Origin of the sequence: Nocardia carnea (assembly GCF_029869215.1) — a bacterium.
GTDB lineage: Bacteria > Actinomycetota > Actinomycetes > Mycobacteriales > Mycobacteriaceae > Nocardia > Nocardia carnea_B.
Map to the genome: position 1 here is coordinate 1 of NZ_JARWPM010000236.1, position 26,080 is coordinate 26,080.

The 26,080-nt window shown below is 64.9% G+C and carries 24 protein-coding genes; 12 read left to right on the forward strand and 12 right to left on the reverse strand.

The genetic code is table 11. The features are described from left to right. The 4 genes from QH276_RS16135 to QH276_RS16150 all read right to left on the reverse strand — a co-directional run. On the reverse strand, positions 1-713 hold a 713-nt coding region (locus QH276_RS16135; RefSeq protein ID WP_280406797.1), incomplete at its 3' end, for a GntR family transcriptional regulator. Positions 714-760: 47 nt separating this feature from the next. After that, positions 761-2,029, reverse strand: a complete 1,269-nt coding sequence (locus QH276_RS16140) for a CaiB/BaiF CoA transferase family protein (protein ID WP_280399745.1) — start codon at positions 2,027-2,029, stop codon at positions 761-763. A gap of 159 nt (positions 2,030-2,188) precedes the next feature. Beyond that, a complete protein-coding gene (locus QH276_RS16145; RefSeq protein WP_280399746.1) occupies positions 2,189-3,484 on the reverse strand; it encodes a 2-hydroxyacyl-CoA dehydratase family protein in 1,296 nt (431 codons plus the stop codon). Next, positions 3,481-4,686, reverse strand: coding sequence for a 2-hydroxyacyl-CoA dehydratase subunit D (locus QH276_RS16150; protein WP_280399747.1), 1,206 nt, complete (start codon positions 4,684-4,686; stop codon positions 3,481-3,483). The genes QH276_RS16145 and QH276_RS16150 overlap by 4 nt, the downstream gene beginning before the upstream one ends. Before the next feature lie 53 nt (positions 4,687-4,739). Here QH276_RS16150 and QH276_RS16155 point away from each other — a divergent pair, with 53 nt between their 5' ends. Next, positions 4,740-5,147, forward strand: a complete 408-nt coding sequence (locus QH276_RS16155) for a PaaI family thioesterase (RefSeq protein WP_280399748.1) — start codon at positions 4,740-4,742, stop codon at positions 5,145-5,147. Between the two features lie 59 nt (positions 5,148-5,206). Here the strand turns inward: QH276_RS16155 and QH276_RS16160 are convergent, their stop codons facing one another. The 6 genes from QH276_RS16160 to QH276_RS16185 all read right to left on the reverse strand — a co-directional run bounded on the left by QH276_RS16160 (position 5,207) and on the right by QH276_RS16185 (position 11,596). After that, positions 5,207-6,064, reverse strand: coding sequence for an amino acid ABC transporter ATP-binding protein (locus QH276_RS16160; RefSeq protein WP_280399749.1), 858 nt, complete (start codon positions 6,062-6,064; stop codon positions 5,207-5,209). Continuing rightward, the gene (locus QH276_RS16165) at positions 6,061-6,978 is read right to left on the reverse strand and encodes an amino acid ABC transporter permease (protein ID WP_280399750.1); all 918 of its coding nucleotides are present in this window, start codon (positions 6,976-6,978) and stop codon (positions 6,061-6,063) included. The genes QH276_RS16160 and QH276_RS16165 overlap by 4 nt, the downstream gene beginning before the upstream one ends. A 14-nt stretch (positions 6,979-6,992) precedes the next feature. After that, positions 6,993-7,904, reverse strand: a complete 912-nt coding sequence (locus QH276_RS16170; RefSeq protein ID WP_280399751.1) for a transporter substrate-binding domain-containing protein — start codon at positions 7,902-7,904, stop codon at positions 6,993-6,995. 181 nt (positions 7,905-8,085) lie between these two features. After that, on the reverse strand, positions 8,086-9,495 hold the full coding sequence (locus tag QH276_RS16175) for an MmgE/PrpD family protein (protein WP_280399752.1): 1,410 nt from the start codon (positions 9,493-9,495) through the stop codon (positions 8,086-8,088). Beyond that, positions 9,492-10,655 carry a CapA family protein gene (locus QH276_RS16180; protein ID WP_280399753.1) on the reverse strand — a complete coding sequence of 388 codons (1,164 nt, stop codon included), beginning with the start codon at positions 10,653-10,655 and terminating at the stop codon, positions 9,492-9,494. The genes QH276_RS16175 and QH276_RS16180 overlap by 4 nt, the downstream gene beginning before the upstream one ends. 23 nt (positions 10,656-10,678) lie before the next feature. Then, positions 10,679-11,596 (reverse strand): PaaX family transcriptional regulator, encoded by a 918-nt coding sequence (locus tag QH276_RS16185; protein ID WP_280399754.1) that lies wholly within the window; start codon positions 11,594-11,596, stop codon positions 10,679-10,681. A 362-nt stretch (positions 11,597-11,958) separates the two neighbouring features. On the opposite strand from QH276_RS16185, the gene QH276_RS16190 reads away from it, so the two are divergent. The 4 genes from QH276_RS16190 (at position 11,959) to QH276_RS16205 (ending at position 15,481) form a co-directional block, all read left to right on the forward strand. Then, positions 11,959-13,029, forward strand: a complete 1,071-nt coding sequence (locus QH276_RS16190; protein WP_280399755.1) for an ABC transporter substrate-binding protein — start codon at positions 11,959-11,961, stop codon at positions 13,027-13,029. Positions 13,030-13,053: 24 nt separating this feature from the next. Beyond that, positions 13,054-13,902: an ABC transporter ATP-binding protein gene (locus QH276_RS16195; RefSeq protein ID WP_280399756.1), complete on the forward strand. Its 849-nt coding sequence runs from the start codon at positions 13,054-13,056 to the stop codon at positions 13,900-13,902. Positions 13,903-14,006: 104 nt separating this feature from the next. Next, positions 14,007-14,708 carry an ABC transporter permease gene (locus tag QH276_RS16200; protein ID WP_280399757.1) on the forward strand — a complete coding sequence of 234 codons (702 nt, stop codon included), beginning with the start codon at positions 14,007-14,009 and terminating at the stop codon, positions 14,706-14,708. Then, a complete protein-coding gene (locus QH276_RS16205) occupies positions 14,693-15,481 on the forward strand; it encodes an ABC transporter permease (RefSeq protein WP_280399758.1) in 789 nt (262 codons plus the stop codon). Before QH276_RS16200 ends, QH276_RS16205 begins: the two co-directional genes overlap by 16 nt. 125 nt (positions 15,482-15,606) lie before the next feature. Here the strand turns inward: QH276_RS16205 and QH276_RS16210 are convergent, their stop codons facing one another. Beyond that, the gene (locus QH276_RS16210; RefSeq protein WP_280399759.1) at positions 15,607-16,071 is read right to left on the reverse strand and encodes a MarR family winged helix-turn-helix transcriptional regulator; all 465 of its coding nucleotides are present in this window, start codon (positions 16,069-16,071) and stop codon (positions 15,607-15,609) included. Positions 16,072-16,188: 117 nt separating this feature from the next. Here QH276_RS16210 and QH276_RS16215 point away from each other — a divergent pair, with 117 nt between their 5' ends. The 7 genes from QH276_RS16215 (at position 16,189) to QH276_RS16245 (ending at position 25,220) form a co-directional block, all read left to right on the forward strand. Continuing rightward, positions 16,189-17,049, forward strand: coding sequence for a p-hydroxycinnamoyl CoA hydratase/lyase (locus QH276_RS16215; RefSeq protein WP_280399760.1), 861 nt, complete (start codon positions 16,189-16,191; stop codon positions 17,047-17,049). Then, the gene (locus QH276_RS16220) at positions 17,046-18,515 is read left to right on the forward strand and encodes an aldehyde dehydrogenase (RefSeq protein WP_280399761.1); all 1,470 of its coding nucleotides are present in this window, start codon (positions 17,046-17,048) and stop codon (positions 18,513-18,515) included. Before QH276_RS16215 ends, QH276_RS16220 begins: the two co-directional genes overlap by 4 nt. A gap of 14 nt (positions 18,516-18,529) precedes the next feature. After that, positions 18,530-20,080, forward strand: a complete 1,551-nt coding sequence (locus QH276_RS16225; RefSeq protein ID WP_280399762.1) for a class I adenylate-forming enzyme family protein — start codon at positions 18,530-18,532, stop codon at positions 20,078-20,080. A 19-nt stretch (positions 20,081-20,099) separates the two neighbouring features. Then, positions 20,100-21,326, forward strand: coding sequence for an FAD-dependent monooxygenase (locus QH276_RS16230; RefSeq protein WP_280399763.1), 1,227 nt, complete (start codon positions 20,100-20,102; stop codon positions 21,324-21,326). Further along, positions 21,320-22,393, forward strand: a complete 1,074-nt coding sequence (locus tag QH276_RS16235; protein ID WP_280399764.1) for a maleylacetate reductase — start codon at positions 21,320-21,322, stop codon at positions 22,391-22,393. The genes QH276_RS16230 and QH276_RS16235 overlap by 7 nt, the downstream gene beginning before the upstream one ends. Further along, positions 22,390-23,307: an intradiol ring-cleavage dioxygenase gene (locus QH276_RS16240; RefSeq protein ID WP_280399765.1), complete on the forward strand. Its 918-nt coding sequence runs from the start codon at positions 22,390-22,392 to the stop codon at positions 23,305-23,307. The genes QH276_RS16235 and QH276_RS16240 overlap by 4 nt, the downstream gene beginning before the upstream one ends. A gap of 86 nt (positions 23,308-23,393) precedes the next feature. Next, positions 23,394-25,220: an acyl-CoA dehydrogenase gene (locus tag QH276_RS16245; protein ID WP_280399766.1), complete on the forward strand. Its 1,827-nt coding sequence runs from the start codon at positions 23,394-23,396 to the stop codon at positions 25,218-25,220. Positions 25,221-25,255: 35 nt separating this feature from the next. Here the strand turns inward: QH276_RS16245 and QH276_RS16250 are convergent, their stop codons facing one another. Beyond that, a complete protein-coding gene (locus tag QH276_RS16250; protein WP_280399767.1) occupies positions 25,256-26,065 on the reverse strand; it encodes an IclR family transcriptional regulator in 810 nt (269 codons plus the stop codon). Positions 26,066-26,080: the final 15 nt, after the last annotated feature.

Consider the following 26,080-nt stretch of genomic DNA (forward strand, 5'->3'; position numbering starts at 1 on the left):
CCCCGGGCGCCGCCCGGGCCGCTATGACCCCCGGCGCCCGGGGCGGGGGCGGGGCGCCCACGCCCCGCTCGCGGGCCCCCCCCTATGCGTCCCGCTAGCGCGCGAACATGCGCGGTCATCAGCTTCCCGGCCCGGGCACTGTCCTGCGCTTCCAGCGCGTCCACGATCGCACCGTGGTCCTTGTGCTGCCGGACGGCGCCTTCCCGGACCTGGTTCATCTCGGGAAGCGATCCGAGCAGGAAATCACTCAGATCCCACATACGCTGACTCTGGATGGATATGAGCCGGGAGTTCGCGAGCTGGTGGACGCGGGTGTGGAACTCGCGATTGGCTCGACGCAGCTGCGCCCCCTCGACCTCCCGGTCGAGAAGCGCACGGATGGCCCGGGCATCTTCCGGCCTGCAATTCTGGGCGGCTGCTTCGGCGGCTGCACCTTCGTATCCCGCCAGGACGCGATAGAACATCACGAACTCCGCGCGCGAGTACTCGGCGACGATGGTCCCGATCTGAGGCTGGATATCGAGCAATCCATCCGCGGCAAGGGTCCGGACTGCTTCGCGCACGGGCTGTTTGCTCGACCTGAACTCGACGGCGAGCTCGTCGATCGGAATCCTGTCACCGGGTTTGTAGTGACCATCGAGGATACGCTGTTTCACCTGCGCATAGACACGACCGGACAACCGGCCGGCAGTGGAGACGAACTCCGTGGGCATCGACACCTACCTACCGCCGTGATCGCGTTTTGTCCGGACGAGCAATTTTACACCGCGCCGGCTTCGCGCAGCTCACGCAGCCTGCCCGCATCCAGACCGAGCAGTTCGGTCAACACGGAGTCGGTGTGCTCACCAAGCGCCGGCGGCGTGCGATCCAAGCCGATTGTGGCGCCGGAGAAGGAGATCGGGATGCCCGGACCGTGCAGCGCGATCTCCTGCGGATACGCCGGATGGTCGAGGCGTGTGGTGTCGCCCCGCCGGACCGCCGCTGCGTCCGCTACCGCAGTCTGGGGCTCGCGCACGTCACCGGCCGGCACACCGAAGGTGTGCAACTCGGCCACTGCTTCGGCGGTGGTGAGTCCGGACGTCCACTCTTCGATCGCGGCATCGAGCGCCGTGGAGTTCTCGACACGGGCGTCACGAGTGGCGAAACGAGGGTCCTCGACGAGGTCGGCCTGCCCCATCGCGGCGAACAGCCCGCGAGCGAAGGCATCGAGTGGCGCGCAGATCACTACGTGTCCGTCCTTGGTCCGGTAGTTGCCGAACGGGGCCAGCCTCGGCATGCTGGCCCCGGTCCGGAGCGGGATTCCGAGATGCTCCATTGCCGCCCACGGCTCGACCGACACCAGAGATGTCAGCGCGCCGAGCATCGACACATCCAGGTGCTGTCCGACACCTGTCCTGCGCGCTTGATGCAGAGCAGCGAGCACACCGATCACCCCGAACAGTGGCGCCGCGAGGTCGGCAATGGGAAATCCGACCCGAACCGGATCGTCCTCCGGCGTGCCCGAGGTGAGCATCGCACCGCTCATCGCCTGGATGATGGAGTCCATCGCCTTGGCACTCGAGGGCGCATCTGATCCGAAACCGCTGATCGAGCAGTAGACCAGAGCAGGATTGACCGCGCGCACCGCGTCGTAATGCAGTCCGAGCTTCTCCATGGTGCCGGCGCTGAAGTTCTGGACGAGTATGTCCGCCTTCTCGGCGAGACCGAGCAGTAGCCCTTTGCCTTCGGCGGACTTCAGATCGATGGTCACCGATTCCTTGTTGCGCATACGGCTCATGGCTGCCAGGGACATATCGTCGGGGTGTTTCCGACTGAGCGCGACGCCGTCCCTGCCGCAGTACGGCGAGTTCTCCCGGGCGGCGTCACCGCCTCGGGGGTTCTCCACCTTGATCACCCGGGCGCCGAGGCCGGCCAGTAGCAGGGTGGCGTAGGGCCCGGACAGGGCGAGTGTCACGTCCAGGACGACAACTCCTTCCAGCGGTCTGGGCGCGGACTGAGGTCGGGCGCCCGTGTCGGTTGGATGAGCCATGCGTATTCCGTTCTCTCGGGCTGGAACGGGACGTGGGTCCCGTAAGTGAATGGGTACGAGCAGCGACCGTCGAGGCGACGGGCCGTTTCCGGGTGTCTGTGGCCGCCGAGCTCCTGCGAGGGTATGAGCTCGGCGGCCGCAGTGGGTGGTCGAACGGTGTCAGCGCGTCAACAGTCTGTTTTCGATGAACTCCTCCATCGCCTGGTGCTGTGCGTCGGCGTCCCAGAGGCGTTCGTCGACCGTGTTGGCGTGAATGACATGGACAGGCACACCCGCCCGTTCCAGAGCCAGCCTGGAGAAGTTGGCCGCCGTAGCCTGGGCGCGGTCTCCTTCCGAAATCAGAAGTACGGCACCGTCGATGCGGAAATCCTGGGCCTTCTGAACCACGTACTCGTTCATCCAACCCGGTAGGTGTAATTGTTCGTTCACGCTGAGGTGCCGGGCGGCGAGTGCACGGAACGGATCATCGTCGAAGTAGCGGCGGTAGCCGTCCGCGACGAAGTCCGTGTACATCGACCAGACGAATACTGCTCCGTACTTCTCCTCGAACGCGCGATAGAAGTCGGTATTGAACCAGAGGCCGTTGTTCAGCCACATCAGGCGCAGCTTCTCACCGGGGCAGATGGCCACGCCGTCGTCGATCCGGGCCCGCACCTCGGCCTGATAGGTGCGGGCGTGGTCGATCGACCACTGGGATCCGCGGTGCCACGTCGGGGTCATGACATTCGGGAGCTGGTCTTTCAGCGAGACCGGCAGACGCTCGGCGGTGGCGATCAGGTCGGCTGTCTCCCGGACGATTTCGCCCAGTTCATTCGTCAGGTGCATCTGGTGCCGCAGCTCGGTGTAGTCGAAGGTCTTGCCGCTCAGCGTCTCCAGCACCCGGACCAGGCTCTCCAGCTGGTCTACCTGGTGGTCGAGCCGGTCGGAGCCGAAAAACTGTTCCCAGTCGTGCTGATTCGCGTTCCACCAGTTGCCGCCGAGCTCGGCTACGGAGGTGCAGTCGATGGCGTAGTGGGGGACACCGAACGCATTTGCCCACTGCTCGAAGATGCGCTGACTGAAGTCGCCACGAAACCGGGACAGCAGGAGCAGTGGAGTGGGCAGGCCGCCGTACGGTGCAGCTGACGGATCGTCGTCGAGCGTGCTGAAGAGGGGAAGGCTGACATATCGGGCGAGGCGTTGGTGATATCCCATCCGGTTGGCCAGCTCGAAATAGCGCGGCGAGAGCTTCTTCGCCGCGATGATGCTGGAATACCAGACAGTCGACACCGCCGGTATATCCATCACGTGGGCGATCTCCAGTGGTGCGGCACCATCGGCGATGATGTATGGCTCGCCGTTCTCCATCGAGCGCCGGCGGAAGTCGGCAAACCACGCCTTCTGTTTCTCGGCCGCAAGCAGGGAGCTGTCGAGGCGGCCGGGCACCTGGCGCGGAGACAAGGTATCGGAGGTCATGCGGTCATCTCCTCGGGGTCGAACGCGGTGGTAGTCCCGGCCGTACCCGCGGCCAGGCTTTCGACGAACGGCGCGAGTGCCGTCCGCAGGCGCTGGGTATCGGGCTGGAAGTAGGGCTGATACGGGAGATAGCAGGAGGGAACGCCTGCCTCGTCGAGCAGCTTCTTCTGCGCCGGGTAGTCCCAGCCGAGGGTGTCGTCATTCTCTTCGAGGAAGAACACGACACCGTCGACTCCGGCATCGGCCACCATGCGCATGAAGATTTCGTCCTGGCGGCTCTGGGGGTAACTGCGAGCGCTCAGGCTGTCGAACTGGTAGTGATGGGTCAGGGCCTCGATCGGTCCGCCATCGCCTACCTCGATGGTGTGATCGAATGCGCGCTCGCCGGTCGGATGGTCGTCGGCGACGATGGACGCTCCCAGTTCCTCCAGGACGGTGTAGACCTCAAGCGAGTCGTGCTGGGTGCCTTTTACCATGACGCGCGGCCCGTGGGTCCGCCCATTCGCGGGGGCGGCGCCGCGTTCGCGAACGAGCGCATCGACGGCGTCCGCATGCTCGCGCGGATCCATGCCGCCGACGGCTCGCGCCGTGCGGAGCAGGTCGCTGCCGCTGACGACGTCCGGGCGGTTGCGGCGCATGTCGTTCAGTTCGCGCAATGACCGGCGGCTGCGATTCACGGTTTCGATTCCGCTGCGGAGATCGTTCTCGCCGATCGGGCGGCCGCTGAGCTCCCCGATCCGTTGCCGGAGCGCTTCGACCTGTGCGCGTACGTAACGACCGCTGTGCCAGAACGGAGTCTGGAGAACGTCGAAGAGGTGGATGGCCGGAAACCGGCGGTCCGGTTCCCATTTCCGCGCTTCGAGTAGGTAGTAGTAGAGCTGGAGGTACGCCTCCGTGCTTCGCGGTATCACCAGCAGGTCCACGAAATCGAAGTCGCCTTCGAGGATTCTCGAGAAGATGCTTCGGACGTGACCGTCGTGGAAGTCTTCCATATAGGTATCGCCGGCTTCGGGTGACCGATCAGGTGCACCGCGGACTTCGAATGCGAATGCGCCGGCTGCGGCGATCAGTTCGCGGGGAACGTTGTTCGATACGTAACCCACCACCATACCACCGGAGTCGTGGTGACGTCGGGCGGCGAGTTCGGGCACGGTCCACGCTGTCGCCAAGGCGTCCGTGGGGGGTTCGACCCGTTCAGTCATTGGACTTTGATCCTTCCGCTAACATTCTAACATTACAGTTAGGAAATGCAGGTATGTCCGAACCTTCGTTCGAAGACTCGTTCCGCCGGTTACTCGGCGGTCGGCCCGATATGGCGGTCACACTCGGCCTCGCTCCGGTGCGGGGCGACGACCACGAGGTGGTGCTGAGTATGGAGTGGCGTCCCGAACTCGCTCAGCCCACAGGGGTGTTCTCTGCCGCGTCGCTGTTCGGGTTGGCTGATATCGCGGGGACTTTCCTGGCCATGCGTTACGTGCGAGAGGGGTTTCCCTTGGCGATCACCTCGTCGGTGCATCTTCTCGGAAACACGCGCAGCGGGACAGCGCTTGCGACCGCTCGACTCATCAAGGCGGGCCGCACGGTGATCCGGACCGACACAATGGTCACAGCCGGCGATGTCGATCTGGCGTCCGTCCAAACCACCTACCTGAACCCGTCGTAGTCGAAGTGCCGTCCGCGGAGATGGGGTTGCGCTTCGAGGACGGCCCTCGTCCGGGTGCTTCACGCCGGGGCCTGCGCAGCGGGTTCCGGCCGCTCGTGCTGGTCGCTCCGGTGCCGGGCGAGGAAGGCTCGGAGGCGGTCGCTGCGTGGATTGCCGAAGAACTCGCCCGGCCGGCCGGTCTCGACAACCCGGCCGTCCGCCATGAACACACAGCGATCGGCAACCTCGCGGGCGAAACCCATCTCGTGGGTGACTACGACCATGGTTCGGCCGCGGTCCGCGAGCCGTCTGATGACAGCGAGCACATCTCCGACCAACTCGGGATCGAGTGCACTCGTGGGTTCGTCGAACAGCAGGACGCGTGGCTGGGTGGCGATGGCTCGGGCGATGGCCACTCGCTGCTGCTGGCCGCCGGAGAGCTGCCGCGGATATGAACGTTCTTTGCCGGACAAGCCCATCTCGCGCAGGAGATGGTGGGCACGCTCTTCCGCCTCGGCCCGGGGGTGCTTGTGTACTCGTATCGCGGGCTCGGTGATGTTGCGCAGCGCGGTCCAGTTGGGCACCAGGTTGAAGTGCTGGAACACCATCCCTATGCGCGACCGCTGTTGTGCGATGGCACGCTCGCTCATCGGGCGCAGCCGCCCTCGGTGTTCCTCGTAGCCCAGGAGCTCGCCGTCCAGGGTGACGCTGCCGCCATCCAGACTCTCCAGCATGTGGATGCACTTGACCAGGGTCGACTTACCCGAACCGGACGGACCGAGGACCGCGAGTACTTCGCCGTCGTGAAGATCGATATCGACGCCGTCGAGCACGGCAACGGCGCCGAACGACTTCCTCAGGTTGCGCACCTGCAGCACCGGGCGCGTAGTCGGGCCGTCCAACGGGGAAGCGGCGGAGCCGGTTTCGGATTCGGTCAACGTGCTTGTCCTTTCATCAGACGACGTACGCTGCGGGACGGGGTGTTCGCGTGTCCCTGTCCGAACCGGATCTCTATCCGCCGCTGGACCGCGGACAACAGGGTCACGACCGCGAGGTACCAGAAGACGGAGACGACGAGCAGCGGCACCACTTCGTAGTTGCGGTTGTAGATGAGTTGAACCGAAAGCAATAGATCGGTCATGCCGATCACGCTCACCAGGGATGTTCCCTTCAGGAGTCCTATGAGCTGGCTACCGGTCGGAGGGATGATTACGCGCATGGCCTGTGGCAGAACGATCCTCCGGAACGCTCGTCCGCTCGTGAAACCCATTGCCTTGCCGGCGTCCGTCTGGCCCTGATCCACCGACAGGATGCCCGCCCGAATGATCTCGGCCATATAGGCCGCCTCGTGCAGCGACAGACCGATGATCGCGGCGACGAAAGGCGTCATGAACGTATTGGTGGCGCCGGAGAAGACGACCCCGATCCCGGGGATGCTCAGTTCTACGGAGGGCACAAGGTAGGCGAGATTGAACCAGAAGATGAGTTGTACCAGCGGTGGCACACCCCTGAACACAGTGACGAACAGCTTCGACACTGCGCGGGCAACTGTGACCTCGCTGAGCTGGCCGGCGGCGACGAGGACACCGAGCAGGCAGCCGGCGGTCATGCAGATGGCCGTCAGCGCGAGTGTCATCCACAGCCCGCGGAGTACGGAAGGGTCGAACAAATACTCGGCCACCGTGGGCCATTCGAACTTCGGGTTCGTCGCGGCGAAACGCATCAGGAGTAGCGCGGCGACGACGACGAGGATGGAGGTGGCGATCCGCCAGGGATGGATGCGGCGTTTGGCATCGGCGATATCCACAGGCAGGGCCGCTGCCGCGCCCGCCCCGGCGATCCGGGTGGTCACTGCGCTCGCGCTCTTCATTCCGTCTGCCCTGACATGGGATTCAGCTGCGGGGCATCGATCCGCTCGTTCTCCAGGCCCCACTTCTGGATGATCTCTTCGTAGCCGCCGTTTGCAAACAGCCGCTGCCATGCCTCGAGCAGGACTGGGGCGAGGCCGCTTCCCTTCGGACTGACGACGGCGTCCAGGAATATCTGGGCGCCTTGCTCCGGCCCTTGGGTCACATAGTCGTACTTGTCTTCCTGGGCCCGGATCAGGTCGAGCGCGGCCGATTCCGTCATCGCCGCGATATCGATCTGACCGGAGGAGAGCGCGAGCACGGTTGTGCTGGTGTCTTTGAGAGGCATTGCCGTCGGTGCTGCGCGTCCCTGGTCGACACACCAGTCACCGAGTTTGGGCAGCATGTCCTCCACAATGTTGCCTACACCGTGCCCGACCCGTTTGCCGCATACGTCGGCAATCGTCGAGACTCCGGTACTGCCGCCGGTCTCGTAGAGATAGCTGATGCTCTCCTGGAGCCAGGTCACCATGTCCAGAGCCTCTTCACGCTGTGGTGACACCGCGAGTGGGCCGTTGTATGCGTCGTAGCGGCCGGAGCCCAGCCCGCTGAGAATGGCGGGCAAAGAAGCCGCGGACTCGAACTTGACGGGGATCCCGAGTTCGCCGCTGAGCGCATCCCATACGTCCGCATCAATCCCGGTGATCTTTCCGTTCGGTTCGACGATTCGGTACGGGGGATGGGCGTCTGCCGCCACCCGAAGCTCGCCGGCGTCCCGAATCTCCTGCGGGAGCTTGGCGAAGAGGGTGTCGCTTCCGCCGATCGGCGGCGCAGCACTGTCCTGCGCGGTGGTTGCGCAGGCGCCTAGCACCGCGACGGCTGCGGTCAGCGACAGTCCGGTGCGGACCAATCGAGACAGGGCATTTCCCATACTGATTCTTCCTGTGCTGAGGCCCTTCGATGTGCGCGTCCGAGTCATGGCGCCCGATGGCCGGGACGCAACAGGGTGCGCAAGAACCTGATGAGTGATGGACATCATGTGTCGTGCATCACAAAGATGCTAACATGTTAGTATGTTTGTGACAAGAGCCTTCCTCGGGACTCCGCTGTGGCTACACAGAACCTGGACTGCCGGGGGCTGGTCTCGGCAGAGCCCCGCGCACTCGTGAAGCCGGCAGCTGCCACTTTCTGACGCCGGTAACCATGTCGTCGATGGCTGCCTTTCCCGCATACCCGGCAGCGGATCGGTACATCTTCTCCAACAGTTCGGGCCAGTCGAATGGGTTCTCGGGGGACCCCGGTGGTGATGCGGACGCCTCGACCTGCGCTCCGTTTCGCAGAGTTACCTCGACGCGGGCGGACAAGCCGTGGGCGAATGCACGGTCCTGTTCTTCTCCGACGAGAACGTTCGTGTTGGTGGCAACCCGGGTCACCTCGGGAATCTCGAACGCGGAGCGTTCCAGTAGGTCGTAGTGCGAAGGATCGTTGCCGCCAAGTGCGATGGCCATGGCGGCGGTGACGTGCAGGCTGAATTGCGCCTCTGTCAGACTTCGAACTCGAGGCCCCAGGTGCCCACAATGGGCGGCGGTGGTGCGATCGGTATAGATGCGGACGCTTTCGACTTCCTCGGTGCGCAAGCCTTGGGCCTGTAGCGTGCCCAGCGCTGCGAGGGCGGCGTGGTTGCCTGTGCAGGTGCTCCAGGCTTTGATGCCCAATCCGTCGCAGTGCCAAGTTTCGCCGAGGCCGTCGGTGAGACGGTCGAGCTCGACCCGCCGCCCGCCGAATGACCTCGCGAACCCTCGGTCACCTTCGATGGGATGATCGGGGCCGGTAGCACCATGCTGAGCGAGTTCCGCACTGCGGATACCCGCGGCAGCAGCGAAGCCGGCATGCAGTCGCTTGACCTCTCCGCCTGACCGGGTGAACTCGGTCGTTCCCCCTGCCTGCGCAACAGCGAGGCCGAGGGCATGCTGCGTCCGAGTGGGGTCCAGCTGCCACAGGCTGGCAGCTGCAGCTGCTGCGCCGAGCGGGCCGAAGCTGCTGGTGACGTGGAAGCCGCGGTCCTGGGTGATTTCAGGGGACATCGCCAGCCCCAGCCGAATGGTCACCTCGTATCCGACCGCCAAGGCGGTCAGCAGGTCCCGTCCGCGCGCGTCGATCTCCTCGGCCACCGAGATTCCGGCGGGTACGACGACACAGCCGGCGTGGACGGCGGCCGGGACGTGGTAGTCGTCGAGCTCCAGTCCATGCAGCGCGGTGGCATTGACGAAGGCTGCCGGTCCCGGGCGCAGCCGAGCGGTGTGGCCGATGATCGCGCTGTGCCCGGCCGCGCTCTCTCGCCGGGCGAGCGAGCGGGCGGCTTCGGTCCACGGCCGTGCGCTGGCCGCCATCATCGCCGCAATGCCGTCGGCGGCGTGCAGGGTCACTTTGTCGATCACCTCCGCGGGCACATCCGACCATGTTGTGCCGGCGATGAAATCGGCAAGCTCGGCCGTGACTGCGGCCGTTGACGACCAGGTCACGGCTGAGCCTCGGCGGTGACGACTTCCGGACGTACGAAATCTCCGTCCGTCCGGAACTCTGTGCTCAGTCCGGCCTGCCGGGTCACGGATGTCATGTAGTCCACGACATCCGCGAAACGGGTATCGGACGGTGTCAGCTGTTCGGTCTGGGAGTTGTCGTTGATCCACCCCGGGAAGAACCCGTAGTCGGTGAGGCGGCCATCCGTGATGACGAATTTCGCGATGATCGTCTTGCGGGAGTCCGGGGGAAAGTTGAAGGTCGACTCGTAGTTGGGCACCCACTCGGGGTTGAGGGCCAGAATCTCCTGAAACGATTTCGACGCGACATGCTCCGGAGTGATCCTCGTGTCCATCGCGAAGTTGGCAAGGCTGTAGAAGATCGGGACACCCTTGTAGATCTCGATACCTTTCAGGATGTGTGAGTGGTGGCCGATGACAACGTCCGCGCCGGCATCCACGGCGGCTCGAGCCACGTCCCGCTGGTAGTCCGCGATCTCGGCGGGGATGAAATGGATGCCCCAGTGGAACGAGGCGATGACGAACCGGCCTGCGGACTTCTGCTGGGTGATATCGGCGCGCAGCGCCGCGAGATCGTCACGGTGGGCGAAGGTGTGGATGCGCGCCGGCGTACCGGGCTGATCGTGCTCGACCTGCTCGTAGAAAGTGAAAGCTCGCATCGGAGCGCAGCCGGGCCGGTTCTCGGTCGCCCAGAAACTGTGGGGAAGGATCGAACTGTACGAGAGCACTGACACCTCGCCGCCGGAGGCGGGGAGGACAGCAGGTTGTCGTGCTTCGTCGATGTTCGCCCCCACCCCGACAGGGTGCAGGTGCGCCGCACGCAGGTTCGTGATCGTCTCGAGCATTGCTCGGGCTCCGAAGTCCATGCAGTGGTTCCCGGCGAAGGAGATCACGTCGAATCCGTTGTCGGCCAGTGCTCGAGCCGCCGCTGGATCACCTTTGACCGTGTGACGCACCTGAGGCAACCGTTCGCCGCTCTCGGCCAGCACGAACTCCAACTGGCCGAAGGTGATGTCCGCGGAGCGAAGCAGTTCTCGGGTCGGCTCGAACAGTTCTCCCGCATCGTCGCGGTCCGGGCCGATATCGCCCACCGCGAGCACGACCGCAGTGCCGTGGTGCTGTTGTTCTTCTGATCGGGTCATCTGATGTCCTTCGTTTCGATTGGTCAGGGCATGCCGGTCAGCGGGCCCATTTCCTTTGCCGGTATCGCCATGAGGCGGATTTCTGCGCTCCTGAGGGAGCGGACGTCGGTGGAAAGAGCTGGTTCGTATTCGTCGAGGAGCTGCCGGAACCGGAGGTCGGCGAGTTCGGCCAAGCCGTCGTAGATGCCCACGAAGATGTCGCGGGCCTGTCGTAGCGGCCACTGGGGTGGCTGGATCTCTGGGGGTAGGAGTGGGTCGTGATCGGGGAAGAACCGCCACTGTTGCATCACCCGTGCCCGCTGGACTAGTGCTTCTGCGGCACCGACCGTGCCGACGTCGACTCGCTCCAGCAGGGGGGCGAAGGTGGTGATGAAGCTCTTGTAGCGTTCTTCCAGGTGCTCGAACGAGTAGGCGCGGATGGGGTCACCGAGCCCGAAGTGTTCTTCGATGCGGGCGCCGGCGATCACCGTGGCCTTCTGCAGTTCCAAGGACTCCAGAGTGGCCTTCAGCGGCGTAGGCGGTGGCCCGGGCCTGACCCAGACGCCGTCGTACAGAGTCGCGAACCTCATCGCGTCGAGCCTGTGCCGGATCAGGTGGCGCTGCGAGCGATTCTTCTCCGCGACGGAGAACATCACGATCGACCAAGTGCCGTCCCAGGTTGTGGCCCGACCGCCGAAGTCGACGATTTCACTGAGTCTCTCGGCGTGGTGCTCGTGTGCGCTGTCGGAGAGCCGGTAATAGGTCGAGCGGCCGGGCTTGCTCACCTCGAGTAGTCCGCGTTTGGTCACCCGGCTCAATCCGTTGCGGGCCCCGATCTCGGTGACGTCGAACTCCTCCAGGAGGCGAACGAGAAATGCCGACGGGATCGGCTTGCGCTGCCCGAAGAAGTAGGTGCCCAGCAGAGTCACCAGGAGGTCCTGCGAGCCCGCGTGTTCTGCCACGGTCGATTCCTCTCTGATGTCACGCCGTGCCGGTCGATGCCGGCGCTTCGTTCCTGCTTGGTGGAGGTGTAGTGGACAAGATGGGACGGAGGGGTGCGGACGTAGGTGGCACGGATGGTGCGGCTGGCGGATGGGTAGGTGACGCAGCTCTCAGCACCCGGAAAAAGAATCGCACCTGAAGTGTCGAACGTCAAGCAAGGTGATATTTAAGGTTCATTGCGGCCGCCGCGACGTGGTGTCTTCCCTGGTGAACTGCGGTTTACACAATAATATTTGTCATGACACTTGACGACCGTTAGGGAGACTGCGAATATATGCTCATCTCGGCGTAATCCACGTCACATCCCCATTCAGGAGTACCCATGCCGAATTCGAGAACCCGCTTCGCCATCGCCGGCGTTGCTGCTGCGGTTGCGGTAGCACTGACCGGCTGCGCGAGCACGAACGCGGGGGAGGACCCCGACGAACTGAGGGTCGGTTTGTTCTCCAGCGACGTAACCTTCGCTGCTTTCTACGCCGGGACGGGTGAGGCGGGCGCGCTGTCCGAGGTCCTCGAGCGGCGCGGGATCGAACTTTCCATCGAGACGATTCCCTCGGGTTCCAACCTGGTGGCCGCGCTGGCGGGTGGCTCCGTCGACATCGCTATCCTGCCCGGCAGCTCGGTTCTCGGAGTGAACGCGCAGGGTGGTGCGCTGGTGCCGTTGATGAACATGTTCGACGGCCCTTCTCAGCAGGTCATCGCCCGCAGCGCTCTCCAACGGGAGAACAACACCGACGTGGCAAAGTTCGATCGCCAGCGCTGGGCGTTCACCCGCGTCGGCTCGATCTCCGAGATCAGCGCTCGCTTGACCGCCGAGGATGCGGGTTTGGTATGGGAGGACCAACAACGCATGCCGCTGGGAAGTGGGTCGGAAACCCAGGCGATGCTTGCCTCCGATCGTGCCGATATCCTGTCCACCTCGCCGGCGAACTCCGCGGAAGCGGTCGAATCGGGCACGGCCTACTTGGTGTCCAACCCGCAAGCAGACGATTCGCTGCCGATCGCGCACCAGCTCAACTCGGTACTCACCGCATCACCACGCTTCCTGCAGCGCCATCCGGACCTCACCCAGGAAGTCGTGACATCGATCGTCTCCGAGCTGGCCGAGATCAGTGCCTCGACGTCCGCCGACGAGGTACTGAACGATATGCCCGCAGGGTTCAAGGAGGCCGTCGGGTCGACCTGGGACCGGCAGTGGGAATATTCGCAGTCAGGCTTCACCCGGGCCACGGGGGGCTTCTCGGCGGAGGAGATCGAGCAGACGGTTACCGGCGCGAAATTGGTCGATGTCGTGCCGGACAGCTACGAGCCCGAACCGGGCACCTTCGACAACAAATACGTACTAGAGGCATACGGCCGGCTCGGCGTGCAAACGCCTGCAGGACTTGCGTAGTTTTCGCGATACGAAAGGTAAACCATGTTCTCCACCCGCGAATCGAGCGTTGCTGAGCGGAGCGAGGCGAGCAGCACTGCTGCGATCGAACTGCGCAATCTCACGCAGGCGTACGCCACAAAGAACGGAGTCCGGACCGCGGTCCAAGATGTCAACCTGTCCATCGAAGATGGTGAGTTTGTCACCATTGTCGGTCCATCGGGATGCGGCAAGTCGACCATCCTGTACATGATCGCCGGACTGCGTCCACCGCACTCAGGTGAGGTGCAGGTGCTCGGAACCCCGGTCGACGCGCGCCAGGGCCCACATCCCGACGTCGGCTTCGTGTTCCAGCGTGATGCACTACTGCCTTGGCGGACCGCCGTGCAGAATGTTGCGCTCGGCCTCCGTTATCGTGGCACGCCGAAGAAGGAAGCCAACGACGAAGCGCGTGGATGGCTCAGCCGAGTCGGTCTCGAAGGGTCGGAAAACTCCTACCCGCACCAGTTGTCGGGCGGAATGCGCAAGCGTGTTGCGATTGCTGCCAGTCTCGTGCTGCGACCGCGAGTTCTCCTCATGGACGAGCCGTTCAGCGCGCTCGATGCGCAGACCCGCAACCTCATGGAGAACGACCTCTTGGCGCTTTGGGAGGAAACACGCCAGACCGTCGTTTTCGTCACGCACGATCTCGAGGAGGCAGTCGGCCTCGCCGACCGAGTCGTCACGATGACACGCGGGCCCGGCACAGTGCTGACAGATCGCACAGTGCCGATCGACCGCCCGCGCAACCTGCTCGAACTGCGGTTCGACAGCGCGTTCACCGCAATACACTCCCAGCTCTGGGATGACCTGCGAGAACAGGTCGTCCTTCCCCGTACGGGCGGTCGGTCGTGACCGTAACCACCGCCACAGTTGTTGATTCCGGGGAAGCCTTGAAGGCGACCCGGAGGTCCTTATGGATCCCGACCGCTCGGGTGCTCCTCTGGGTGGTACTCCTCGTGGGTTGGCAGGCGGTCGTGAGCCTGTCACCTGCTGCCGAACCCCTGATCGGGTCGCCGGCCATGGTCGCGGAACAGATCTTGTCCTGGGTTGCCGACGCGCAATTCTGGAGCGATGTAGTGGTGACGCTGACGAATGCGGCGATCGGTTTCGTGGTCGGTGTTTCGGCCGCGTGCCTGTGCGTCGCGCTGTCGTGGCCGTTCGCGCTGGTGCGCCGTTTCCTTTCGCCATTTCTCGTCGTAGCCAACGCGATTCCGCGGATCGCGCTCGCGCCGCTGTTCATCCTGTGGTTCGGAATCGGGACGACGTCGGCCGCGCTGTTCGTCGCATCCCTCATCTTCCTGATCGTGTACCTCAACGTGTTCAACGGTCTGTCGACGATCGACCCTGTCTACGCCGAGAACGCGCGGATCCTCGGTGCCGGCGGCTCCGCCTTGGCGACCTCGGTGTACATCCCGGCGGTGACCGGATGGCTGATGACCAGCCTGCGATTGGCTGCCATCTGGGCCGTCCTCGGGGCAGCGGTCGCCGAGTACCTCGCCGGGTCGGTCGGGCTCGGGTCCTATCTGTCCCGAGGCAACATTCTCGGTATGCCCGAACTGCTGGTTTCAGCTGCCGTGGTGATCGCGCTCATCTCGCTCGCAGCGGACAAGGGATTGTCCGTCCTGGAACGGAGGTACACCCAATGGCGGCTGTTCTGACCGAGAACCGCAGGGGAATTCGGACCGCGGCCCTCGTCGCTTCCCAGATCGGTTTCGTGGTTGCAGTACTGCTGGGCTGGGAGTGGTCGGTGCGAGCCGGTGTCATCGACTCGTTCGTGGTCGGGACACCATCGAAGATCCTCGACACGCTCACCGGGTGGCTCACAGACGGCACTCTTGTCAGCAATACGTTCGTGACCGTGTTCGTTACCGTCGCCGGGTACCTCGCGGCCCTGATAACGGGAATCGTCATCGGCACGATCGCAGGCACTTTCGACGCGGTGAACAAGGTCATCACGCCGTTCGTTTCCTTCTGGCAGGGCTTCCCTCGGCTGGTGTTCTACCCTTTCTTCGCGGTGGCACTGGGATACTCGGTTGGTTCCCGCATGGTCCATGTCGCCTTCGTGATCGTCTTCGTCATCATCGTCAGCACGGCCGCGGGTGTGGCCGATGTCGATATCGATGTGCGGCACCATGCCCGGATTCTCGGCGCGAATCGCTGGCAGGTCATCAGAGATACGCGGCTGCCCGCAGCGGTGATGTGGGTAGGCACATCCGCGCGTATCACCTTCGGTTTCGCAATCCAGGCTGCCATCGTTGCCGAATTCACCGGGGCGAGTTCAGGGCTCGGGTATCTCATGGTGCGCGGCCAGAACAGTTTCAACGTGAATATGGTCTGGGCGGCGACCGTGGCAGCCATTGTCGTCGCGGTGGTGGTGGACCAACTCCTGCGGCTGGTCCAGGAGCGGTTCTCGCGATGGCAGGTGACGTGACGTAGCACCGGCCGCGGCCCATGGGAATGCCCCGCGTAACCCGATGAGGGGGTGACGCGGGGCATTCTTGTGCCGGCCATGAGCTCAGCTTGCCCTGGCATTCATCCTGGTGGTGGGCTGCGGAGTCAACTGCCGGCGAGATTGCGGACGCAACGTCCGAGGGCCTCCCGCAGGTCGGCAACCGCCGCGGTGTCGAGCCCGTCGAGCATCTTCTTTTCGACGGTGTCGGCTGCTTGTTCGCACTTGCGGAGGGCGTCGTGCCCTGCGTCGGTCAGGTAGTTGCACAGGATGCGCTGATTGCCCGGCTGTGGCCGGCGCTCGACGTAGCCGGACCGGACGAACCCCGCCACCATGACCTGCATCGACTGCGCAGTGACGAAGGCCCGCCGGGCGAGCTGCGCCGAGGACATGCCCGGATGCACGCCCAGAATGCTGAGTGCGGCGTATTGGGGTGTGGTGAGCCCGTGGTTGCGCAGTCCGTCGTCGAGGTCGCGACGCACGGCGGATTCGAGGCGTTTCACCAGGTAGGTCACGCGCGGCCCCGTGGCAGGGTGAGCGCCGAGCTCCTCGTCATCCGAGTCTCCGTTCACGATTGACAGGTTATCAGAGTCTCTGATACCTTCGATATCAGAGATTCTTACATGCCGGGGTGGTCCTCGTATCGAGCACCCGGCCGGCGACCGTTCCGAGTTCCCCAGGGAGATCTGATGACCATCGACACCGACAACGAGCCGTGGGGTAACACGGTCACGGTCGAATTCGACGAACACCGCATCGCGTGGGTGAGCCTCAATCGGCCCGATAAGCGCAACGCGATGAACCCGGCGCTGAACCGGGAAATGTTCGCCACACTGGATCGGCTCGAGGACGACGACCGGTGCGCCGTGGTGGTTCTCACCGGTGCTGGTGAAGCGTTCTCCGCGGGCATGGATCTCAAGGAGTACTTCCGGGAAACCGACGGTAAACCGCGCGCGGTACAGCACCGGGTACGTGGCGAGGGCACGAACTGGCAGTTCCGTAAGCTGTACAACTTCACCAAGCCGACCATCGCGATGGTCAACGGCTGGTGTTTCGGTGGTGCCTTTGTCCCGTTGGTGTCCTGTGATCTGGCGATCGCCGCCGAGGACGCGACCTTCGGTCTCTCGGAAGTCAATTGGGGTGTCACCCCGGGTAATCTCGTGACCCGGGCCCTCGCCGAGACCATCCCCACTCGCGACGCGATGTACCACATCATGACCGGTGAACCGTTCGACGGCCGCCGCGCCGCAGAGATGCGGCTGGTCAACGAGGCCGTGCCAGCCGAGCAGTTGCGCGAACGCACCATCGAACTGGCACTGAAGCTGACGTCGCTGAGCCAGTGGGTGGTGCGCTGCACCAAGATCGGTTTCCGGCACTCGCGCTTGATGTCGTGGGAGGCGGCAGAAGACTTCCTGTATGCCAAGCACGACCAGGCGATCCTGTTCGATGCCGATGCCCGGGAACAGGGTATGACAGAGTTCCTCGATACCAAGACCTACCGGCCCGGCCTGGAGACCTACTCGAACTCGGATCAGGAAGCACGCCGATGACCAGTCCAGCTCACGTCGCCACGGTGAATTTGCATATCGGTGGCGCCGCGACCGCCCCGGAAAAGGGACGCTTCTTCGTCAAGTCTCAGCGCCTGACCGGGCAGGAAATCGCCCGGGTAGCAGCCGCTGCAGCTTCCGACGCCGTCCGTGCCGCAACCGCAGCCGCCGAGGCCGCACCCTCCTGGGCCGGGCTGGCCCCGGCCGCCCGCCGGACGATCCTCGAACGCGCCGCCGAACTGCTCGAGCACCGGAGCGCGGAGATCGCCGCGACGATGGGGCGGGAGATGGGCGCGGCGGCCGCGTGGTGCGGTTTCAATGTCAAGCTCGGCGCCGGCATGCTGCGCGAGGCCGCAGCTCAGGTCTATTCCACTGTCGGGCAGGTGATTCCGTCGGATGTGCCGGGGATGACCGCACTGGCCGAGCGGAAGCCGCTGGGTGTCGTGGTGGGGATCGCGCCGTGGAATGCCCCGATCATCCTCGGAGTCCGGGCGATCGCGATGCCGCTGGCGCTGGGTAACACCGTCGTGCTGAAAGCGTCGGAGGAAACTCCGGCCACCCACGCGGCCATCGTGCAGTGCCTCGTCGACGCCGGCGCCCCGGCCGGAGTGGTCAACTTGATCACCAACGCCGCCGAGGACGCCCCCGAAGTCGTCGAAGCACTGATCGCGCACCCGGCTGTGCGGTGCGTCAACTTCACCGGCTCGACCCGCGTCGGACGCAGAATCGGTGAGCTGGCGGGCCGGCACTTGACTCGCTCGGTGCTCGAACTCGGTGGCAAAGCACCGTTTCTGGTCTTGGCCGACGCCGACCTCGACGAGGCCGTCGCGGCCGCATCGTTCGGGGCGTTCATGAACCAGGGCCAGATCTGTATGTCCACCGAGCGGATCATCGTCGATCGCGCGGTGGCCGAACCCTTCGCCGAGAAGCTCGCCGCACGCGCCCGGGCACTGGTTGTCGGCGATCCGCAGGATCCCGGGACCCAGCTCGGTCCGCTCGTCCACGAGACCGCGGTCGCCCACGTGCATGCCTTGGTCCAGGACGCAGTCGCGCACGGCGCGACGGTGCTCACCGGTGGTGAACCCGATGGATTGTTCTACCCGCCCACGGTGCTGAACGGAGTCGGATCCGATGCGCGGATCTACCGTGAGGAATCCTTCGGCCCTGTGGCGCCGATCATCGTTGTCGACGGTGTAGACGAAGCGGTGCACGTGGCCAATGATTCGGAGTATGGGTTGTCCGCTGCGGTGTTCACCGCCGATACGGACCTCGGGCTGCGGGTGGCCCGCCGGATCGAATCCGGTATCTGCCATATCAACGGAGCGACGGTGCACGACGAGGCACAGATGCCGTTCGGCGGTGTCAAGGCCAGCGGGTACGGCCGGTTCGGTTCGCAGGCCTCGCTCGAGGAGTTCACCGAACTGCATTGGGTCACCGTCTCGTCCGAGCATCGTCATTACCCGATCTGAGTGGAGACCTTGCGATGACACACAGCACTGCCCCCGCGCCGGGCGACAACCCGTTCGCAGCGATGGTGCCCCGGTACGGGGAACTGGTCGAGCGTCGTGCCGAACGTCAGCCCGAGCGGGTGGCCATTGTGCACGAGGACCGGTGCTGGAGCTACGGCCATCTGCGAGATCGCATTCACGCGGCGGCGCAGTTCCTGAGCCGGCGCGGAGTCGTTCCGGGCGACCGCGTGGTGTGCTTCTCGGAGAACCGTCCCGAAATGCTGGTAGCGCTCTACGCCTGCTCCCGCATCGGAGCCGTGTTCGCCCCGGTGGGGGTCGCCTCCACCGTCGAGGAACTCACCCATATCGTCGACGACCTCGACGCGCGGGTGGTGCTGGTGTCCGCAGAGACGGCCGATCGCCTCGCCGGCGATATCGGTCCCCACATTGCGCTGTATCTGCTCGCACCCACTAGCGGCACCTCGCTGGACGTGATTCCGGCGGGTGCCGACACGGTGGTGGACGTCCATCGGTCCGATCCCGAAGATCCCGCCCTGATCGTCTACACCTCGGGTACCTCGGGCCGTCCAAAGGGGGTGATCCTCAGCCATCGGGCGCTGTGGTTCAACAGCCTCAACACGCTCCTGGGTCTCGATATCGTTTCCGACGATGTCACGCTGGTGAACACGCCCCTGTCCCACACCGCCGCACTGAACACGTTGGCAGTCAGCACGCTGTACAAGGGCGGGACGGTGGTTATCGATCGAGGTTTCGATGCGCTCCGGTGTCTCGACCAGATCTGCCGGCATCGGGTGACCACCATGTTCGCGGTGCCGTCGATGCTGGCGCTGATGGCTCGGTCGGAGGGGTTCGACCTCGCCGACCTGTCGAGCTTGCGGTGGGTCCTCGGCGGTGGGGCGCCGATGCCTCCGGCGCTGGTGGCGACGTGGTCCGGTCGAGGGGTGCCGGTACTGCCGAGCTTCGGCATGACCGAGGCAGGCCCGTCGGTCAGTTTCCGCAGGCGCGACGAGGGCTCGTCGAAGTCAGGATCCTCGGGACCAGCGGCGCTATTGACCGATCTGCGCATCGTCTCGCCGCAAGGTATCGACTGTGCTACCGGCGCGGTCGGGGATATCTGGGTTCGCGGCCCGCATCTGGCGTCCGGATACTGGCGCAACATCGAGGCCACCGCGGCTGCCTTCGTGGGGGAGTGGCTGATCACGGGGGATCGTGGATACCTCGACGAGGACGGTGACCTGTGGGTGACCGGACGGTCCAAGGACACCATCATCACCGGCGGTGAGAACGTCGATCCCGCAGAGGTCGAGCACCTGATCGCCCAGTATCCCGGGATCCGGGAGGCGGCCGTGGTGGGAAGACCTCACCCGGTGTGGGGAGAGGTGATCACGGCCGTGCTCGTTACAGACGTCGAGGTCACCGTCGAGGATCTGCGGCATTTTCTGCAGCCGCATTTAGCGAAGTTCAAAATCCCGCGCGCGATCGAGACACGATCGGAGCTGCCACGCAGCGCGGTGGGCAAATTGCTGCGGCGCGCACTGGCCGAGTCGACCGAGTACACACCTTGACCGAGAAAGCGCACACCCGATGAGCATTTCCACAACGGATACAGGAACCGGCGGCGCACTACGCGTCGTCATCGTGGGCGGCGGCATCGGCGGCCTGGCGGCTGCCGCATTCTTGCACCGAGCCGGAATTGATGTCGCCGTGTACGAGCAGGCACAGCAGCTCGGTGAGGTGGGAGCCGGCTTGGTCGTTTCCCCGAACGCGGTGCGGCTGCTGCGCCGGCTGGGTCATCTCGACCGATTCCTCGACTCCGCCGTCGAACTCGAAGTCGCCTGGGAGTTCCGGCGCTGGCAGGACGGTTCGGTGCTGTCGGCCGAGCAGATGAGTGGGCGCTGTGCCGATCTCTACGGTGAAAACGCGTATGTCAGCCATCGTGCCGACTTGCTCGAAGCCATCCGCGCTGCGGTACCGCCGGAACTGCTGCACCTGGGCAAGCGGTGCACCGGAATCGATGCGCACCCCGACAAGGTCGGGGTCCATTTCGATGACGGCACCTCCGTCGAGGCCGATGTGGTGATCGGTGCCGATGGGGTGCACTCGCAGATCCGCGGGCACATCACCACACCCGCTCCCGCGACCTACTCCGGTATGTGCGCCTTCCGAGCCCTTGTTCCGGCCGAAGCCGCCCCCGAGTTCAGCCGCCGCCCCGTGCAGACCTTGTGGATCGGGCCCGATCATCACCTGGTTCACTACCCGGTCTCGGCGGGACGCAAGATCAACATTGTGGCGTTCGCGCCCGCCGGGGACTTCACCGACGAGTCCTGGAGCAGCCAGGGCACCGTCGAGGAATTGCTGGCCGAGTTCGACGGCTGGGACCCGCGCCTTCAGAAACTGATCGAGAACGCGGGTACTCCCGGCCGCTGGGCCCTCCTCGATCGAGCCCCTCTGTCGCGGTGGACCAGCGGTCGAGTGGCCTTGCTCGGCGACGCCGCCCACCCCATGTTTCCCTTCTTCGCCCAGGGCGCAGTGCAGGCCATCGAGGATGCCGCCGCGCTCGCTCAGTGCCTGGCCGGCGAACCGGACAACCCTGAAAAAGCCCTCTCGATCTATGAACAGCTGAGGATTCCCCGGGCGGGCCGACTGCAACAACTCAGCCACGAACGCAAAGACATCAACCATCTGTCCGACGGTCCCGATCAGCAGCAGCGAGATGCCGAACTCGGTGCGGGAGATGCCCTCGCCCGCAGCGGATGGATCTACGGATACGACGCCGAAGCCGCAGCCCGGGAGGCACTGGCACAATGCTGACGTTCACCCACCGCACCCTCGGCCAACGCGTGCTCTTCGGCGAGGGACAGCTAGCCGACCACCTCCTCGCCGAAGTGAACAGGCTCGACGCCCAGGCGATCATGCTCATCGCCGAGGCCTCCGGTCGCGCGCGGGCAACACAACTGGCTGCTCGCCTGCCACAGGCACTGATCTACGACCGCGTCGCCCCACACGTTCCGCGGGAGACAGCCGAACACGCCCAGGGCTTCGCCGTCGAGCACGGAATCGACCTCTTGGTCAGTATCGGTGGCGGGTCGGCGACGGGACTGGCCAAGGCAGTCGCGCTGAGCACCGGTATCCCGATCGTGGCGATTCCCACCACCTACGCGGGCTCCGAAGCCACGAACGTCTGGGGCCTCACGGAGAACGCTCGCAAAACCACCGGCGTCGACGATCGAGTCCTGCCCACGACCGTGATCTACGATGTGGCGCTGACCTACACATTACCGGTGGAACTATCGGTGGCATCCGGCCTCAACGCCCTGGCCCACTGTGTCGATTCCATGTGGGCACCACGCACCGACCCGATCGATCAGGCCATGGCCATCGAAGGCATCAGGGCGCTGAGTGCCGGGCTCCCGGCAGTGAAAACGGATCCACACGATCGCGCGGGACGTGAACAGACACTGTACGGGGCGTACCTGTCGGCGGTGGCGTTCTCTTCTGCCGGCTCCGGTCTGCACCACAAGATCTGCCACGTGCTCGGCGGCGCCTACAACCTGCCACACGCGCAGACTCACGCGGTGATTCTGCCCCATGTGCTGGCATACCTGGCACCCGCGGCCCCGGCCGCGACAAAACGAATAGCCGCCGCATTCGGCAGCAGCGACGCCGTCGCCGGGTTGAACCGGTTGCGAGAAGCGCTCGATGCTCCGATCGCTCTCGCGGACTACGGGTTCGACGAAACCGTGATCGACGAGGCCGCGCAGCTGATCCTTCCCGTCGTACCCGAGAACACGCCACGTGACGTCGGCGCCGCCGATCTCGCGCAGTTGCTGCGTGCCGCCTGGGCAGGCGACACACCGACCTCGGAGGTGAAGCCATGACGACCGATTCCGGCGCCGAGCAGACCCGGCGGGAACAAGAGCTCACCGACCGGGTGGTGGCGAGCTTCGACTCGTGCACCGACCCGCGTCTGCGGCTGGTCATGCAGTCGCTGGTACACCACATGCACGCCTTCATCCGCGAGGTTCGCCTCAGCGAACAGGAGTGGCAGACCGCGATCGAGTTCCTCACCGCGGCCGGGCACATCACCGACGACAAACGCCAGGAATTCATCCTTCTGTCCGATGTCCTCGGCGCCTCGATGCAGACCGTGACAGTCAACAACGAGGCATACGGCGACGCCACCGAAGCCACCGTATTCGGGCCTTTCTTCGTCGAGAACGCGCCCGGGATACCCATCGGCGGCGATATCTCCGCCGGCGCTCCAGGAGAACCATGCTGGGCGGAGGGCACGGTGACCGACACCGAGGGTAATCCCGTCGCCGGTGCCCGCATCGAGGTATGGGAGGCCGACGAGGACGGGTTCTACGATGTCCAGTACGACGACGGCCGGGTCACCGCCCGCGCGCATCTGCACACCGACGCCGAAGGCCGGTACGCGTTCTGGGGGCTGCGGCCCACCCCGTACCCGATTCCCCACGACGGCCCCGTGGGACGGATGCTCGAAGCGACGGGGCGTTCCCCGATGCGAGCCGGCCACCTGCACTTCATGGTCAGCGCCGACGGCTACCGCACCCTCGTCACGCACATCTTCGACCGCACCGACGCGCTCCTCGACTCGGACACGGTCTTCGGTGTACGGGACTCACTGGTCACGGATTTCGAGTCCGTGCCCGCAGGCACCCCGACTCCGGATGGACGCGATGTGGCCGGAGTTCCCTGGACGCGGGTGCGCTTCGATATCCGCTTGGCGCCGGACAGGGCTGCCCCCACGGCGATCGACACCCCTCGCTGACGCCGGCGGCGCCGGCCCGCTCCTCCCTGCACAAGTCTCGCAAAGCCCGAGCGCTCGTCCGGCTCGGTGGACGAAAGAGAAGGCCGATGAGTCACTACCACAGCAATATCCGGGATATGCAGTTCGTGCTGTTCGATCTGCTCGATGGCCGGTCCCGCTACGGCCACGCACCCTTCACCGACGTCGACCCTTCCGCGGCCACGGCGGTTCTCACCGAAGCGGCACGTTATGCCACCGACCGGCTCGCCCAGTCCTTCTCCGATACCGACCGGGACCCGGTCGCATTCGAACCGGCAACCCACAGCGTGCGATTGCCGTCGGCCTACCGCGCCGCGGCCGCCGAGTATCTCGACTCCGGCTGGCTCGATCTGGATTTGCCCGCGGAGATCAGCGGACAGAACGCTCCGCCTACTCTGCGGTGGTGTGTGACGGAGCTGATGCTCGGCGCTAATCCGGCAATCCCGCAGGGCCTCAACGTCATTCCTCAGGTCGTCCGGTTGCTGTGGCAGCAGGGCAACAAATCCCAGCGGCGGCTCGCCGAGCTGATCCTCGAACGGCGCTGGATGGTCACCATGATGCTCACCGAACCCGACGCGGGCTCCGACGTCGGTGCCGGGCGCACCTGCGCCGTACCGCAGCCGGACGGGAGCTGGCATATCGAAGGCACAAAACGATTCATCACCTACGGCGATCACGACCTGACCGACAACATCATCCACCTGGTGCTGGCGCGGCCGGTTGGCGTCGAAGGGGCTGGTGGGCCCGGCACCCGCGGACTGTCTCTGTTCGTGGTCCCGAAGTTTCATTTCGACCCGGCCACCGGAGAACTCGGTGACCGCAACGGTGCCGTGGTCACCGGGTTGGAACACAAGATGGGCCTCAACGGCAGCCCGACGTGTGAGATCGAGTTCGGTGCCGACGCACCGGCGGCCGGGTGGTTGCTCGGTGACACGCATGCCGGGCTTCGGCAGATGTTCGAGCTGATCAAGCATCTGCGCATGCTGGTCGGCGTCAAATCGGCCGCCGCGCTGTCGACCGGCTATCTCAACGCCCGCGAATACGCCACCACCCGGGTACAAGGACGCCGCCTCGTCGGCAACACAGACGCCCCCGTGCCCATCATCGAACACCCCGATGTACGCCGGTCCCTGATCACCCAGAAGGCATACGCCGAAGGTATGCGAGCGCTGATCCTCTACACCGGCTCTCAGCAGGACCGGGTGGAGGGCGCGCGCGCGGCCGGCGAAGTGGATCGCGACGCCGACGCATGCCACCAACTCCTGCTTCCGGTGATCAAGGGTTACTGCGCCGAGACGGCTTGGCGGGTCCTCGGGCAGGAGTGCTTGCAGGTGTTCGGTGGTTCAGGATTCCTCACGGACTATCCGCTCGAACAATACGTTCGCGATACCAAGGTCGACTCCCTCTACGAAGGCACGACCGGAATCCAAGGCCTGGACCTGTTCTCCCGGAAGATCCTGCGCGACAACGGTGCCACCCTGGAACGCATACTCGGGGAGATGGTCGAGACCACCAACGCAGCCGATACTCGCTTCATTCACGAACGAGCCATTCTCTTCGCCGCCATCGAATCGGTGCGCGGCATGGTCGCACTGCTCACCACCCGCTGGGGTGACGACCGCGACGACACCGAACGCGAACTCGCGGCACAGGACACCACCCGCCTTCTGCTCGCGCTGGGCGACCTGCTGTGTGGCTGGCTGCTGCTGCGCAGTGCGCAGATCGCTCACCGCAGGCTCGGCGACGTCGAAGACGACGATCGCCCGTTCTACCAAGGCAAGGTCGAAGCGGGCACCTGGTTCGCCCGGACAGTGCTCATCGGCCTGCCGACCACCTTCCAAGCGATGCAGAACACCACCGGCGGCCTTCGTGAACTACCTGCCGGGGCATTCTGAAACCTTGCCAAGCCGGGTCCTGAACGCGCAGGGACTCAACTGTCGGCCCATGGCCTGGGCAGTCGCGGAGTAATCGGGTTCGCCGGTGCGGTGTTGTTCAAGGCATACGTCAGCCCCCGAGCTGCCGACTGAACCAAGAGCGTCATTTCGCGTAGATCCCGGGTGCCCGGGGTGCCCAGAATCGATACCGCCGCCGGCCCGACCTCCGGTGGGCCCGTGACGATGGCAGCGCACGATGCCGATCCCGGAGTCAGCTCGTCGACTGAGGTCGCGCTACCGCTGCGGCGCACTCGCGCGATTTCGTACCGCAAATCGTTCGGGTCGGTGATCGTCTCGGCGGTGTAAGCCTTGAGCGGCTTGCTGAGGATCTCCCGCTCCAGGTCCGGCCCCGAATACGCGAGGAGAACCTTGCCCACCGCGCTGGCATGCAACGGCAAGCGTCCACCGGCCCGGCCTACGGGCGGAACATCTCGCGTTCCACTGATCTTCTCGACCAGAATCGCCTGGCTACCATCGAGCACTGCGAGCAGGACGTGAGCGTGGGTCATCTCCCATAGTCCCTGAAGAAACGGCAACGCCGTTTCCCGCATTCCGTAGGTACGGGTACTGCGAGCAGCGACCTCCCACAGCCGCACACCCACGCAGTAGTTGCCCCGACCGGTCCGCTCGAGGCCGCCCCAATCGACCAACTCCTGAGTGAGCCGGTGCACCGTACTGGTCGGGAGCCCGCTGGCGCGGGCGATCTCCGACAGCGACCATTCGGTCCGTTCGCCGGTGAAAACCTCCAGGATGGCGAACATCTTGCTGGTCACCGACCGCCCCGGCACTGTGTTGCGGCCCGACATTCTCCTCCTTCACAG